Below are 16,481 nucleotides of genomic sequence, written 5' to 3' on the forward strand. Positions count from 1 at the left end.
AAACTGCTGATTATCATTCGCAATTGGCTGACTCAGACTGCGTTCGTGCCTCCACGCTCCCCGGAGCCAGCAACGAGCGGTTTATGCCAGTCAATATTGCACCCTCCCGCAGCCTGTCTTCAGCGGACGCGCCGCTATGACGACGCTGTCTGCCACCTCATCCGCGGCCGGTACGGCCGTTCACTCGGCCTTGGCCTGTTGCCATCTGCTGCTGCAACTGACTGGGGAGCGCGTTGCGCCAACGGCGCAGCCGCCATCCCGGGCCCCGTCCCCCTCGCAGGACCTGCGCCAGGCCCTCAGGGACTATGGGCGCAACGCCGGCGTTGATCTGCGTCTGGAGCGCCTGGCCTTGGCCCGACTGACCCCGAAGATGCTGCCGCTGGTCTGGCGCAGCCAGTGCGGCGATTTCAGGCTGCTGGCGCGGCTCTCGGACACCCAGGCGCTGGTGCAGCGCCCCTCAATGCCGACCCCGGACATGCTCGATCGCCGGCAGTTGGCCGAACAGTGGAGCGGGGAGGTGATCCGCCTGCGCCAGGGCGGCCTGCGCTTCGACCTGTCCTGGTTCATTCCGGAGCTGTTGCGCCACCGGCGGATCCTCGGCGAGGTGCTGCTGTGCTCGCTGTTGCTGCAGGTGCTGGCCCTGGCGACGCCGCTGTTCTTCCAGGCGGTGATGGACAAGGTCATGGTCCACCGGGCGCTGTCGACCCTGGATGTGCTGGTGATGACCCTGGTGCTGGTAGGGCTGTTCGAGGTGCTGCTCAAGGGCCTGCGCGAATACCTCTCGGCGCACACCGCCAACCGCATCGACATTGGCCTGGGGGTCAAGCTGTTCCGCCATCTGCTGGGCCTGCCGCTGCTGTACTTCAAGCAGCGGCAGGTGGGGGCGATCATCACCCGGGTCCAGGAGCTGGACAGCATCCGCGAGTTCCTCACCGGTTCCCTGCTGACCCTGTGCGTGGACGTGGCCTTCACCCTGGTGTTCTTCGCGGTCATGGCCTGGATCTCCTGGCCCCTGACCCTGCTGGTGCTGCTGACCCTGCCGCTTTACGGGCTGCTGGCCTGGTGCAGCAGCGGGCCGCTGGAGCAGCGCATCGAGCACCAGTTCCAGAGCGCGGCGCGCAACACCGCCTTTCTCAATGAAAGCGTGAGCAGCAGCGAAACCATCAAGAGCCTGGCGGTGGAGCCACGCATGCAGCGGCGCTGGGAATCCCAGACCGCGGAAATGGTCGAGGCCGGGTTTGCCAGCCAGACCCTGGGCAGCGCCATCAGCCAGGGCGTGACGCTGCTGCAGAAAATCACCGCGGTGGCGGTGATCTGCTGGGGCGCGAGCCGTGTCATCGAACTGCAGATGACCATCGGCCAATTGATCGCCTTCAACATGATGCTGTCCCACGTCAGCCAGCCCATCGCCAAGCTGATCGAGGTCTGGCAGCAGTTCGTGCGAGTGCGGGTATCGGTGGACAAGCTGGGGGACATGCTCAACCTGCCGGTGGAACAGGCCGAGGACGATCAGCGCCCGCAGCAGCCGTTGCGCGGCGAGGTGCGCATCGAGCGGTTGGCCTTCCGCTACCGCCCGGAGCTGGCGCTGGTGCTGCGCGGCCTGGACCTGCACATCGCCGCCGGGCAGACCCTGGGCATCGTCGGGCCGTCCGGCTCGGGCAAGAGCACCCTGACCCGCCTGTTGCAGAAGCTCTACACCCCGGATGCCGGGCGCATCCTGATCGACGGCGTGCCCCTGGCGCAGTTGCCGCCGGCCTGGTTGCGCAGCCAGATCGGCGTGGTGCTGCAGGAAAACTACCTGTTCAACCGCAGCGTGCGGCACAACATCGCCCTGCGCCATCCCACGGCGTCCCTGGAAAGCGTGATCGACGCGGCGCGCCTGGCCGGGGCCCACGACTTCATCCTGCGCCTGCCCCTGGGCTACGACACGGTACTGGCCGAAGCCGGCAGCTCGCTGTCCGGTGGCCAGCGGCAACGCATCGCCATCGCCCGGGCGCTGATGGGCGACCCGCGCCTGCTGATCTTCGACGAAGCCACCAGCGCCCTGGATGACGAATCCCAGGCGCTGATCCAGGACAACATGGCGCGCATCGCCCTGGGTCGCACGGTGATCATCATTGCCCATCGCCTGTCGGCGGTGCGCCATTGCCAGCGGATCATCGCCCTGGAGCAGGGGCGCATCAGCGAATCGGGCAGCCATCAGCAACTGTTGACCAACGGCGGTTGCTACGCGCGGCTGTGGGCCTTGCAACAGGCGCTGCGCAAGGAGGACGCATGATGTTCGGTTCATTGCTGTCCGCCTTGCGTCGTGCCCGTCAGCGCCTGGGCGAAGCCCCGGCACGGCTCAAGCGCAATCGCGACGAATACGAGTTCCAGCCCGGCTACCTGGAGATTGTCGAGCGTCCACCGGCGCCCTGGGCCCGGGCCACCGCGCTGCTGCTGATCTTCAGCATCCTGCTGGCCCTGGGCTGGGCCACCCTCGGTTTTCTCGACATCCATGCCAGCGCCGCCGGGCGCCTGATGGTCTCCAGCTACACCAAGGTGATCCAGGCCCACGAGGCGGGCGAAGTGCGGGCGATCCATGTGCGCGACGGCCAGCGGGTCAAGGCCGGCGAGGTGCTGGTGGCGCTGAACCCGATCGGCATCGAGGCCGAGTTGAGCGAGCTGCGGGCGCAGTTGGCCTTCAAGCGCCTGGAACTGGCCCGGGCCCGGGCGCTGCTGACCCCGCAGCCGCTGCTCAGCTACCAGGCGCCGCCGGGCCTGGACGCCGAGCAGGCCGAGGCGGCCCTGGAACAGCTGCGCAGCACCTGGAAGGAAATCAGCGCCAACCTCGACAGCCTCAACGCCGAAATCGCCATCAATCAGGCCAGCCAGCGTGCTCGGGGCAGCGAGATCAGTGCCCTGGGCAAGCTGGCCAACAACGTGCGCAAACGGCTGCATGCGCGCCGGGCAATGGCCGCCGAGCAATTGATGCCCCTGGTCGAATTGCTTGAGCAGGAAAAGGAGCAACTGGAGGTGGAGCGTTCACTGGCCCAGCAACAGGCCGAGCTGCAAGTGCTCAAGGCCCAGGCCAACAACCGCCGCGAGCAGCGCGACAGCTTCCTGGCCCGCACCCAGCGTGAACAGCATGAAGTGCTCAACCGCAGCCAGCAGGACATCGCCGTGCTGGAGCAGCAACTGATTCGCGGCCGTGATCGCCAGCGCCTGCAGACCCTGCTGGCACCGGTGGACGGGGTGGTCCAGCAACTGGCGGTGCACACCCTGGGCGGCGCGGTGCAGGCGGCGCAGCAGTTGCTGGTGATCGTCCCCGAGGGCGCCGAGCTGGATGCCGAGGTCATGGTGCTGAACAAGGACGTGGGCTTCGTTCGCGCCGGCCAGCCCGTGGAGATCAAGGTGGATGCCTTTCCCTATACCCGCTACGGCACCTTGCGCGGCACGGTGGCCCATGTCTCCGGGGATGCGATCAAGGATGAGCAGTTGGGGCTGGTGTTCCCCACCCGTATCCGCCTGGAACGGGCGGCGATCGCCGCGGGGCAGGGCTGGATGCCCTTGCAGGCCGGCATGAGCGTGACCGGCGAGATCCGCACCGGCGAGCGGCGGGTGATCAATTACCTGCTGAGCCCGATCCGTGAGTATCAGTCCGAAGCGTTGCGGGAGCGTTGAGCATGACCACAGCCTGCCACCTGACCGGCGAACCCTCGCCGACCCTGCTCGACAGCGGCCTGCACGCCCTGGCCTGGGCCGCCCGGCGCTTTGACCTGAGCATCAGCGTGGCGCAGCTGGCGCACCGCCTGGGGCGGGTCGAGGGCCTGGCCGACAGCCTGGACCTGCGCCGCTGCGCCGGCTGGATCGGCCTGCGCGCCCGGGCCGTGCACAGCCAGGTGCAGCGCCTGCAACACCTGCCGTTGCCGGCCCTGCTGGAGACCACCCAGGGCTGGGCGGTGCTGGACGCGGTGGACGGCGACCAGTTGCGCATCTACTGGCCGCTGCAGGGCCAATGCCAGACCCTGACCCGCGCGGAACTGGCCTTGTGCTGGCCGGCCCGGGGCCAGGTGCTGTTGCTGGCCGAGCAGCATGTGCAGCCCAAGGCCCGGGGCTTCGGGGTGGGCTGGTTCCTGCCGTCGATCCTCAAGCACGGGCGGCAGTTTCGCAGCGTGCTGCTGGTGTCGCTGATGCTGCAAGGGGTGGCCCTGGTGACCCCGTTGCTGTTCGAGAACATCATCGACCGGGTGCTGGTCAGCCGCGGCCTGTCGAGCCTGCAGGTGCTGGGCATGGCCATGCTGGCCCTGGCCCTGTTCGAACCGCTGTTCGGCCTGGTGCGTTCCTGGTTGTTCAGCAACGTGGCGAGCAAGATCAACGCCGAGTTGTCAGCCCGCCTGTACCAGCACCTGATCCAGCTGCCCCTGGGGTATTTCCAGGGGCGCCAGACCGGCGAGATCATCGCCCGGGTCGGCGAGATGCAGCAGATCCGCCAGTTCCTCACCGGCTCGGCCCTGACCCTGGTACTGGACCTGGCCTTCTGCGGGCTGTTCATCGCCGTGATGTACAGCTACGCGCCGTTGCTGACCTGGGTGGTGGTGGGCTCCCTGGCCCTGTACTTCCTGTTCTGGCTCTGTGTGGGGCCCTTGCTGCGCAGCCGCGCCCTGCGCGAGTACGAGTTGAACGCGGCCAACACCGCTTTTCTCACCGAGGCGGTGACCGGCATCGAGACGATCAAGACCGGGGCCATCGAAAACGGCTTCCAGCAGCAGTGGCAGCGCCAGCTGGCGGCCTATGTGCGCGCGGCGTTCCACACCCGCATCGTCGGCATCTGGGCCGGGCAGGGCATCGGCCTGATCCAGAAACTCACCGCGGCGCTGCTGCTGTGGTGGGGGGTGATGCTGGTGCTGGACGGCCAGTTGAGCCCCGGCCAGCTGGTGGCCTTCAACATGCTGGCCGGGCATGTGGTGGAGCCGATCCTGCGTCTGGCCCAGGTCTGGCAGGACTTCCAGCACACCCTGATTTCCCTGCGGCGCCTGGGCGACATCCTCGACACCGAGTGTGAAAGCGGCAGCAGCGGCCTGGCCTCGGTGCCGGCGCTGCAGGGCGGGGTGAGCTTCCAGGGGGTGCGCTTTCGCTACGCCGAAGACGGCCAGGAGGTGCTGCGCCAGCTTGACCTGGAGATCCGCCCGGGGGAGTTCGTCGGCATTACCGGGCCCTCAGGTTCCGGCAAGTCGACCCTGACCCGCCTGCTGCAACGCCTCTACGTACCGCAGCACGGCCAGGTCATGGTGGACGGCATCGACCTGGCCATCGCCGACCCGGTGGCCCTGCGCCGCAACATGAGCGTGGTGCTGCAGGAAAGCGTGCTGTTCGCCGGCAGCGTGGCGCAGAACATCCGCCTGTGCCGGCCCCAGGCCAGCGATGCCGAGGTGCAGGACGCCGCCCGCCTGGCGGGGGCGGCGTCCTTTATCGAGGCCCTGGCCCAGGGCTACGAAACCCAGGTGGGCGAGCGCGGCGGCCAGCTTTCCGGCGGCCAGCGCCAGCGCATTGCCCTGGCCCGGGCGCTGCTCTGCAACCCCGGAATCCTCCTGCTGGATGAGGCCACCAGCGCCCTGGACTACGAGTCGGAGGCGGCGGTGATGGCCAACCTGCAGGACATCGCTCGGGGCCGCACGGTGATCAGCGTCGCCCATCGCCTCAACACCCTGCGTCATGCCGACCGGATCCTGGTCATCGACCAGGGGCGGGTGCTGGAACAAGGCACACACCAACAGCTGCTCGACCTTGACGGGCTGTATGCCCGGCAGTGGGCCCTGCAGATGAAGGATTGACCCCACCCACGGCAGGAGGACCCGCCCACCCGTCACGTCTCCCACCCCGCATTCCCCCAGGCGGCCTTTCGCAACGCGAAGGGCTTCGCGCAACACAGACAAAGGATCACTGCAATGGCTTTCCTGTCCAAGGATTTCACGCGCCTGCTCAACTCCCTGATCGATCAACAGATCCAGGCTTCAGGCCGGCAAACCGAATGGTTCAACATGAGCGCCGACGAGCGCGCCTCCTACCTCGCCCAGGTCGGCGACCGCCTGCTGGAGATGCAGCAGAGCACCCTGAGCGTGCTGGCCGCCCAGCACTTCCAGATGCAGGACAACCCGGTGTCGGTCGCCGACCAGTTGCAGACCCTGCAACAGCGGCGCAAAGAGATGGACGCGGTCCCCGACACCCCGGCCACCAGCGCCTACAAGCAGCAACTGGACCGGGACATCCTGTTGTACAGGCGCCAGGACGCGGCGCTCAGCCACTATGACAAGACCTGGAGCAAGGCGCTGAACATGCTCAGCCCCAATGGCGCCCAGCCGTTGGACGTCAAGGGCCTGAAGGCCGATGCGCTGGCCAAGCAGGACAAGCTTGGCGGGCGGATCAAGCGTCTGGAGCAGCAACTGAGCGCCCAGGTGGCCGACTCCACCTTCAACCAGGCCTACGTCACGCTGTTCGCCGAGTTGCAGGCCTACAAGGAGGTCAGCAGCCGCTACGACGCCTTGCTCAAGGCCGGGCCCAAGCAGCAGGCCGCGAGCCTGGGGGCGCTGGCCAAGGCGCCCCGGGCCTCCGACGACCTGCCGCTGAACATTTCCCTGTTGATGATGGAGGAGCGCCCCGGCTACATCCGCATGAACGTGGCGCTGGTCAATGCCAGCACCGACGGGCGCTTCAAGGACTTCTACCTGGACCACGGCCGGCTGGTGGTGCCCACCGACGGCGTGCTGAACTTCTCCTTCGGCACCGCGGCCCGCTCCCTGGCCTGGCAGCAGCAGTACCGGCTCAAGAGCGAGCCGCCGTCCATGCGCTCGCCGACCTATGCGCCGATCCGCTCGGTGCTGGTCAAGACCGGCTTCGTCGAACAGTACTTCGCCCACCACCTGGTGTCGGAAAGCGACCTGCGCGAAGGCTTCAAGGCCCAGTTGCTGAATGACGGCCACCGGTTGCTGCTGACCAACGTCGATCGCAAGGTGCCCAACCAGATCGGGATCCAGGTCTCGGGCCAGTCGCCCAGCACCAGCGTGCCCCGCGAAGTGCCCCTGGGCAGTGCCTTGGGCGAACTGATCAACCAGAACGCCGACATCACCAGCTTCCAGACCATCGGCCTGGAAGACTTCCGGCACAACAGCTACCAGCCGGACCGCGATGGGGTGTTCGTCAACATCCACGAACTGGAGCGGGCAGTGGGCTTTGCCGAGCGCCAGTACCTGCTGGAGATGCCCCAGGGCGGGGAGTTCCGCGCGGCCACGCCGTTTGCGCTGATGACCGTCGAGGGCGACAAGGTCAGCAGCAGCCACCTGAGCAAGGCCCAGACCGCCGCCTTGTACCAGTACAACGCGGCGTTCTTCGACACCCTGGAACAGCTGCGCAACGACGGCATCAAAGCCAGCCGCCTGTTCGAAGGCAGCCGCGAGCGCGCCACCTTCGTGCAGCAACTGACCCGCCTGCTGCAACGCAACCACCTGACCCCGGCCGGGATACTGCTGCCACAGCACAGCCGCGACAGCCTGCGGGATATCAAGGGCAACAACCTGAACAAGGTGCTCTGGGAACAGGCCTTTGCCGCGTCGGTGTGGCAGAGCCGGGACAACGATGCCTTGCTGTTCGGCCTGGCCGACCAACTGGTGCACAGCCCGGCGCTGGCCAGGGTCCTGCAGGGCGGTTACCTGCAGAGCGACATTGCCCAGGCCAAGCTGCTGCTGGCGCCGCTCTACGAGCAATGGCGGGAGCAGGCGGTCACGGCGGAAAACCAGCGGGTCGCCAACGCCAACGCCGCCCTGCATTCGAGCAACCCGAAGCGGCACACCTTCGATCACGTGGCCGTGGAGCGCTCCCTGGACAGCCAGCTGCTGAACCTGCTGCTGCGCGGCCCCGCCGGGCTGCAGCCGGGCGATGCCGCCCTGCGCCCCAGCGTCGAGGCGCAGCTGTCCAGCGACCAGGGCCGCAGCCTGCGCAAGCAGGCGCTGTTCCATGCCCTGCGCCCGGTGGCCGACAGCCTTTCGAAGGCCGCGGTGCCGGTCAATGGCCACGCCGCACTGGCATCGCCCGATGGCGCCAACAAGCTGGTGATCAACAATCGGCTGAATCAGCCCGACCCCTACCTGATCCTCAACACCCAGCCGGAGCGGGCCCAGGCCGATGCGCCGTTGCTGATCGCGGACGACAAGTACCGCAGCTACAGCCAGTTCCGTCCCGACCCGGACAATTCCGCCACGCGCTACATGAATGACCTGGACACGCCGTTCGTGGGCGGCATTTCCGGAACCACCCAGACCGTCAGCAATGCCTTGCCGGAACTGTTCGGCCAAGGGCTGAGCGTCAAGCAGTACTGGCAGTTCCAGATGGCCAATGCGGCGTTCATGATCCGCAACGGCTATCACTCGTTCTTCGAGACCCTGTATGTCGCCGCCCGCTATGAACCCCAGGGCCCGGGCAGCATCGGCCCGCAGTTGCTGCAGATGTTCGACCGCTACCGCACCGAGGGCAGCCGGGAGGCATTGCACGGCAAGCTGTACGACGGGGTGATGGCCCGGGTCCTGCCCATCGTCAATCAGGGCCGGGCGGCGAGCGAGGAGTTCCATCCGCCACGCTTCACCAGCGTCGGCCCGCTGCCCGCATTGCAGGGACAGGCGCTGCAGGATCGGCAGCTCAAGGGGGGGCTGGCGTTGCAGGGGGCCGGTTTTGAAGCGCGCCAGGGCAGCGCCGACATCCGCCAATTCGTCGCCGACCCGGTGCAGTTCGCCCGCAGCCACACCCTGAGTGCCGAGGCCTTGGTCAAGTCGGGGCGCCTGCCGGCCCAGGGCCGAGTGCAACTGGTCAAGGTCGCGCCGGACCTGTACGAGCTCGAATACACCGAGCGCGGCGCCAATGAGGTGGCCGGCAACAGCGCGCCGGCGTATTTCCTCGGCTACAACGGCCCCAACCAGGCCAATGCCGCGCCGGCCTACGTGGACATTCCCAAGCACGGGGCCGCGGGCAGCTTCCTGTTCACCGGCACCCTGTCGGGCTGCTCGCTGGTGGTGACCAGCCTGGACGCCAACACCTACCGGGTCTATCACGACGGCCGGGTCAACAGCTCGCTGCTGTACGACAACGTGGTGATGGCGGTGGACTACAAGGACTATCAGGTCGCCGGCACCGCCGAGGGCCTGGCCGCGGCCTACATGCAGTACGTCGATGGCCAGTGGCAGCTGGTGTTCCAGCGCCAGGAGTACCAGCGCCAAGGGCCGATGGTCTGGCCGAAGTTGCGCGATGGCGCCGAGCCCCTGGCGATCCAGACCGCCGACACCCAGGTGATGGAACGCAACCGGGCCGAGTTCGCCGCCTACCGCGAGCAGGTGCAGCAGAACCTGAAAAAGGTCGCGGCCCAGTTCGGGGTGCCGGTCGACGGGGTGGCTGATGGTGTCTACGACAGTGGCGCCTTCTCTCCCGAGCATCCGGCGATCGCCGCCTGGAATCAGCTGCGTGAAGCCGTGCAGGCCCGGGTCAACGCCGATATCCAGCACCTGAGCGACCGGCGCTACCAATTGCAGGAGCAGCGACGCACCGCCGGCGACAAGGCGCTGATCGACCAGCAGATCCGGCAGATCAACCTGACCCAGGACTACTACCGGGCGCAGTACGAGCCGGTGCTGCGCGAAGCCGGCTCGGTGGAAAAGACCTGGCTCTGGCAGCAGATCAGGGCCAAGGAGGGCAGCGCCGCCGTGGTGCGCACCGACGACACGGCCATCCAGGGCGGTGGCGAGGAGCGAGCCAGCAGCATCGGCGAGCGCTATGCCACGGCCGAGGCCTACCAGCGCGGCGCGCGGGGCACGGCCTTCAGCGACGGCCTGCGGGATTTTCGCCAGATCAAGATTCCCGGGGTGGACGACAAGATGTCCTCACTGGACATGAAGCGGTTGTTCCTCGACGGCTCGCTCACGCCCCAGCAACGGGGTGCCCTGAGTGGCCGCATCAGCGAGACCGCCCAGGCCGAGTACATCGACAAGGTGCTGCGCCAGACCGCGGTGTTCAGCGAAGACTTCCAGAGCGCCGGCAGCGTCTTCGGCCAGCTGGCGCCCCAGGATTTCTACCTGTCCCTGGTGGGGGACCGCTCCGGCGGCCGTTGCTACCCGCTGGTGCGGGCCATGGCCGTGGCCCTGGCCAATGGCGGCGAGGCGGGGGTCAACAGCCTGGTGCAGAAGCTGTTCCTGGCCTCCGCCGACCCGCAGGCGGGCAGCTCGACCCTGCTCAAGAACAGCCTGATCCGCCTGCACTCCAACGTCGAGGCGGTGCAGGCGTCGACGCCGCTGGGGCAGCTCAAACTGACCGAGGTGGTGGCGCGGCTGGCCGCCAGCAAGGGCCCGGCGATGTTCGCCCTCAATACCCAGAACCACTCGATGATGGTGGGCAGCACCACGACCGCAGAGGGGCAGCGCTACTACTTCTATGACCCCAACGTGGGGATCTTTGCCTTCGATTCCACCCAGGGCCTGTCCCAGGCCATGCAACAGCACCTGGTGAAGCGCAAGCTGGCCGCCCACTACGGCGCGTTTGGCAGCCAGTCGCTGCCGGCCTTCAACCTGATCGAGATCGACACCGGCAAGATGGCCGAGGTGCCGGTGGGCAACGGCCTGAACGTCGCCGACCTGTCCCGTCCCGAGGAACTGGCCGGGGTCATCGGCCAGCGCCGTCAGGTCGAGCAGGCGCTGGACGCCCGGCAGCGCATCAGTGACGACCTGCGCCTGGGCGCGGCACTCACCACCTTCGACGCCGAGCAGTGGGGCGCGCGCTTCGACGCCGCCAGCAGCCGGCTGGCCCGGGAGCACCAGCTGGGCAGCCAGTGGATACCGATCATCGCCACCACCGAGGAGCGGAAGGAGGGCGGCTATCGGGTGCAATTCATCAACCGCGACCAGCCCGAGCACACCCGCTGGCTGAGCACCGACGACGGCACCTTTGTCGAGTTCCGCCGTTTCGTCGATGAGCACATGCGCGTATTCACCGAACACTTCACCCTGGAGCACGGCCAGATCCGGCCGCGGGCCGGGGTCGGCGAGGCGCCGGCGGTGGACGGCCTGAACGCCGGCTTCGCGGTGCAGACGCTGATCCAGTGGTTTGCCGACAAGCACCGCCAGGACGCGGCCCAGGGCAGCACTTCGGCGGATTTGGCCACGGCGTTGAAGATCCACAGCTACCTGGGCCTGGTGCAGATCGGCCATGGCACCGTGCAGGATGTGGCCAAGGTCACCGAGCTGGTGCAGACCGCGTTGCGCGGCGAGGCCCTGGCCGCCGAAACCTCCCTCAAGGACTTTGCCTCGACCCTGGGGCATACGGTCAACGAAGGCGCCGGCCTGCTGTTTGGCGGGGCCATGGTGGGCCTGGACGCTTATGAACTGGCCCATGCCGAGAACGACGTGCAAAAGGCCGTGTTCGGCACCCAGCTGGCGTTCGACTCGGCCAGTTTCGTCACCGGCGCGGCCGGGGTCGGCGCCGGCCTGCTCGGGGCCTCGACGGCGGCCGCGGTGCTGGGCGGCGCGGGGGTGATCCTCGGCGGCCTGGCGGTGGGTTTCACCGCGCTGGCCCAGGCCTTTGGCGCGGTGGCCGAAGACGCCAAGGCGGTGGGGCGCTACTTCGACACGCTGGATCAGGCCTACAAGGGCAACGGCTACCGTTACGACGCCGACAAACAGGTGCTGGTGCCCCTGGCCGGCGCGGTGGTCAAGACCCTGGACCTGCGCAACAACCAGATCGCTTTCGACAGCCAGTACATCTACCGTACCCACCACGGTTCCACCGGTTCCGGGGCGATCAACTACTTCTTCTGGGCCGGGGATTTCCCGCGGATGATCCACGACCGCAGCCAGGCGATCGAGGTGCGCAGCGGCATCGGCTACCCCCAGGCGTCGCAGGCCCTGGCCCATGGCGAAAGCTCGGCGGTGATTCTGCCGGGCACGCCCAAGTCCTACATCAGCTACGAGTACATGATCCTGCCGGGGGCCACCACCCGGCATGACACCGGCTTCGACGTGATCCGCCGGCTGGAGAACGACCGGCGCTTCGACTACGACTTCTACATCTTCCCCAGCGAGGAGACGATCCGGCGCATTCACCAGGAATACGTCGACACCCCGGTCCAGGTACTGCTCGATGGCCATGACCGGCAACTGGTGATCCCGGAGCTGCCCAAGGAGCTGTACGGCTACCTCAACTACCAGATCAAGGGCGCTGGCGGGCGCTATCTGGTGGGGCTCAACGAGGGCACCCGGGTCGAGCTTGCCAGCGAGGCCGGCAGCACGCCGTCGCGCTGGATCATCGACAGCAGCCAGCTGCAGAGCGAAACCATCAGCGTGTCCAAGGACCAACTGACGGTCGGCGGGGTGGTGGTCAAGCTCGACCCGGCGAGCAATGGCCAGGTGCTGGTGGTCAACGCCAGGGGCGAAGTGCGCGAGGTGGACTTCGTCGGCATGACGGCCCAGGTGGTGGAAGAAGACGCGAAGCACTGGCAGTTGCCCGGCCAGCGCATCGAGCAGCACCTGAGCGAGCTGGCCAAGGCCCATCAACTGCACGGCCAGTACGTGGTCGTGGACAATTACAGCCATGCCGGGCGCAACGTCGGCCGGGCCTACTACGACGTGGCCAAGGACCGCATGCTGTTCACCGACACGGCGCTGGAACAGGCCCGCAACGCCCAGTTGGGCGCGGTGATCGGCGAGCACGCCTACTTCGTCGACGCCGAGAACGCCGCGGCCTGGCGGGTGGAGATCGCCACGGGCAAGGTCGATGTCCAGTTCAACCCGCCGTTCAACCACAGCGCCGGGCGGATCAGCCGCTTCTGGCAGGAGGGCGACGCGGTCTATCTGGCCCGGCGTTATCAGCTCAAGGAGCGCGAGGCCGAGCTGAACTTCCGCATCCTCGGCGACCGCATGGAACTGGTGGGGGTGGTGGGCGATGAAGCGCTGCTGCAGCTCTCGGCCCGCACCGACCAGCATGGCGACCCTCTCACGACCCTGTTGCAGGGCTACAAGGCACAGGCCACGGAGCGCGACACCCCGGTATACAGCCTTGGCGCGCCACTGACGGACCCGAGCCCCGCGGCGCTGGTGACGCTGTTTGGCCTCGACCAGGACAAGGTCGCGCACCGCTATTGGGTCCGCACCAGCGACGGCACCCTGATCAAGCCGAACCTGACACCGCCGTCCGCTCAGGAGCCGCTGCTGGATGCCCAGGGCAAACCCCGGAGCGCCTGGCCGATCCCGGCGGACCTGGTGTTCGCCGGCAGCCTGATGCAGAGCGCTGGCCAGGAAGTGTTCTTCTTCTACAGCCAGCAGCACAAGGCGCTGTTCCGCCAGGAAGGGCCGGGGCAGAAGGTCCTCGACGCCAGCCAGCCGAGCGCCTTGCGCCTGGCCACGCCGACCCTGGCCAATGTGCTGCAGCTCAACGGCCATCTGCTGGCCGTGACCGAGGATGGGCGGGTGGCACGGATCGAGGCCACGGGACGCCTGAGCTATGAAGCGGTCAACGAGCATTGGCTCAAGAACCACGCCAACTGGTGGCAGGAGCTGGCCACTGTCAACGGCCGCAACGCCACCCTGGCGGTGTTCGGGGTCAAGGCCGCGGACGGCAAGACGGCATTGGCGGTGTGGTACCACAACGGCCAGGTGGTGGTGGCCGAGGCCGCGCTGCAAGGCAAGCCGCTGCAGTTCCTCGGCTTCGACAGCACAAGTGGCAGTGCGCGGCTGTTCGAGCCCGAGAGCGGCTCGCTGTACCTGCAGGCGCCGATGAGTCCGCAAGCGCTGGCGTCGGCCTTTGCCGGCGACCAGGTGCTGGAGGCCGCGGCGCAACTGCCGGCGGCCACGCGGCTGATGCCCGAGGTGCCGCTGCGCTCGGCGGTGCAGGTGGATGCCGGCTTGCGCCTGACCACGGTGCAGGGGGAAATCCTCTTGCGCGGCCACGATGGCAAGGTGCAACTGGTGGCGCTCGACAAGGGCTGGCAGCAGGCGCACCTGGCCACGCTGCCCCAGGCGCTGGCGGCAGTCGCCGGACACTGGGGCGCCCAGGGCGTGTTGACCTTGCAGGACCGCGGCGCCCAGGGCTGGTTCGATATCGCCAGCGGCCAGGTGTTCGCCAGCAGCGGCATTGCCAACGCCAGCGAGCTGCGGTTTATCGGCGTTGCGGCTGAGTCGTCGCGCTCGGCCTACGTCTTCAGTCCCACGGAGCAGGCGCTGTACAAGGTCAAGGGCGGGGCGGCGCAGAAGCTCGGCCATTACGGCAATGTCCAGCGTATCGGCAGCTCGCTGCTGCTGCAGGGCGGGGGCGGTGCTCGCCGGGATGAACTGGCGCCGCCATTGCTGGCCGGGGTCGACAGCCTGGTGCTGCACGGCGGCGGCGCTGACGACACCTATCGCCTGAGCCCGGCGATGTGGGCGCACTACCGCACGGTGGTGGTCGACAACGAGGACCCCGGCCAGGCCCTGGACCGCCTGATCCTGCCGGTGGCCGACGCCGGCAAAGTCCTGGTCAGCCGCCGGGGCCAGGATGTGCTGCTGACCGACGTCGACAACGGCAATGCCCTGGTGCTGCGTCAGGTGCTGGGCGAGCAGGGCGCGGCGCACCGGCACCTGCAGATCGAGCTGCAAGGCGATTCATCGGTGATCAGTGTCGATTATCTGTTGAAGGGCTTTGCCCAGGCGGGGCTGTCCCAGGACGCTGTGTTCGAGCTGTCCTCGCGCGAGCGCCAGCCCGTGCCGGACAAGGCTGCAAACGCCGCACTGGCGACCGTCGAAGGCCCCAGCCTGGCCAAGCTGAGCGGGGCCATGGCGGCCTTTGCCGACACCGGCGGTGCCCGTGAGCCGCTGCCGCATGATCGCCAGGCGGCGCAGGCGGTGCTGGTGCCACCGTTGAGCTGACCGCAGGGGAGTTACCACAGGAGGGGCGCCCAGCCTCTCCTGTCTCCCGGCCTCCGAATCACTTCCCTATGTAGAACCCACCATGATCAATCCGATGATTTCGCGGCAGCGCGCCCTTGCCGGCTGGCTGCCTATCTTGGTGCTGTTGGCCGTTGCCCCGGCCCAGGCCGTTCAACCGCCGCCCCAGGCGCTGCCCAGCGACCTGTGGCGGGTGTACCTGGATGCTCGGCAGAACAACAGTGAACTGGCGGCGGCCCGGGCCGACCAGGCCGCCCGCGCCGAGGCGCTGCCCCAGGCCCGGGCCGGGCTGCTGCCGACGCTGTCGGCCAGCGCCGACCTCAACAGCACCAGCTCCTCCCTGCAACAACCGCGGCAGGACACCCAGCGCAGCAGCACCAGCTATCAGGCGGTGCTCAACCAGCCGGTGTTTCGCGTCGATCGCTGGTTCACCTTCAAGGCGGCCCAAGCCGAAGACCGGCAGGCCCGGCTGGAGCTGGCCGCGGCCGAGCAGAAACTCATGCTCGACAGCGCCCAGGCCTATTTCGGCCTGCTCAAGGCCCAGGACGCCCTGGCGGCGGCCAAGGCCGAGGAAGCAGCGCTCAAGCGCCAGCAGCAACTGGCCGAGCGGGGCCTGCAACTGGGCCTGTCGGACCGTACCGATGTGCTCCAGGCCCAGGCCGGGCATGACACGGCGCGGGCCAATCGGATCGTCGCGCAAAAGCACACCGACGATGCCTTCGAAGCCCTGGACACCCTGACGCACCAGCAGTACCAGGCGATCCAGGGCGTGCGGCACGACATGCCGGTGCTCTTGCCCGAGCCCAACGAGGCGCGGCGCTGGGTCGACACCGCGGTGCGCCAGAACCTGACCCTGCTGGCCAGCCAGCACGCCCTGGACGCGACCCTGCAGACCCTGCGCGCGCGCAAGGCCGGGCACGCCCCGACCCTGGACGCGGTGGTGCGCTACCAGACCGGCGACAACGACAGCCTGGGCTACGGCAACAGCGACATTCGCGGTAACGGCTATGGCGGCACGGTGCAGCAGCGCAGTGTCGGGCTGCAGTTGAATATTCCGTTGTTCAGTGGCGGCCAGACCCGCTCCCAGGTGCGCGAAGCCCACCAGCGGATGAATCAGCGCGAGTACCTCAACGACAACTTGCAGCGTCAGGTGGTGGAGCAGACCCGCAACCTGCATCGCGGCCTCAACAGCGCGGTGGATCAGGTCCAGGCGCGACGCCAGTCGATCATCTCCAACCAGGGCGCGGTGCTGGCCTCGCAGTTGGGCTTTCAGGTCGGCACCCGCAACATCGTCGACGTGCTGGAGGCGCAGCGCCAGCTGTACAACGCCGTGCGCCAGTACAACGACAGCCGCTATGACTACATCCTCGACACCCTGCGGCTCAAGCAAGCGGTGGGCACCCTGTCGCCCCAGGACCTCAAGGCGCTTGGTGATTACCTCAAGGCCGACTACGATCCGGACCGCGATTTTCTGCCGCCGGAGTTTCCACGCCGGCTGGCAAGACGCTGAAGGGGCAGGGCAGCAGGCCGGGCCAGCGTCGACGCACAGGGATTCAG

General features: G+C 67.8%; 5 protein-coding genes. All 5 read left to right on the forward strand.

The window, feature by feature from the left end; genetic code table 11:
• The first annotated feature begins 136 nt into the window (after positions 1 to 136).
• A complete protein-coding gene (locus PST29_RS15155; RefSeq protein WP_060843559.1) occupies positions 137 to 2,278 on the forward strand; it encodes a type I secretion system permease/ATPase in 2,142 nt (713 codons plus the stop codon).
• Complete coding sequence (locus PST29_RS15160; protein WP_060843560.1) at positions 2,275 to 3,663, forward strand: HlyD family type I secretion periplasmic adaptor subunit; 1,389 nt, start codon at positions 2,275 to 2,277, stop codon at positions 3,661 to 3,663. The genes PST29_RS15155 and PST29_RS15160 overlap by 4 nt, the downstream gene beginning before the upstream one ends.
• Positions 3,664 to 3,665: 2 nt before the next feature.
• Entirely contained in the window at positions 3,666 to 5,813 is a 2,148-nt protein-coding gene (locus tag PST29_RS15165) for a type I secretion system permease/ATPase (protein WP_060843561.1), read from the forward strand.
• 114 nt (positions 5,814 to 5,927) lie between these two features.
• Positions 5,928 to 14,906: a TcdA/TcdB pore-forming domain-containing protein gene (locus PST29_RS15170; protein ID WP_060843562.1), complete on the forward strand. Its 8,979-nt coding sequence runs from the start codon at positions 5,928 to 5,930 to the stop codon at positions 14,904 to 14,906.
• An 82-nt stretch (positions 14,907 to 14,988) separates the two neighbouring features.
• Positions 14,989 to 16,434: a TolC family outer membrane protein gene (locus PST29_RS15175; RefSeq protein ID WP_060843563.1), complete on the forward strand. Its 1,446-nt coding sequence runs from the start codon at positions 14,989 to 14,991 to the stop codon at positions 16,432 to 16,434.
• The last annotated feature ends 47 nt before the right edge of the window (positions 16,435 to 16,481 follow it).

It is taken from the genome of Pseudomonas sp. St29, assembly GCF_001547915.1.
GTDB lineage: Bacteria > Pseudomonadota > Gammaproteobacteria > Pseudomonadales > Pseudomonadaceae > Aquipseudomonas.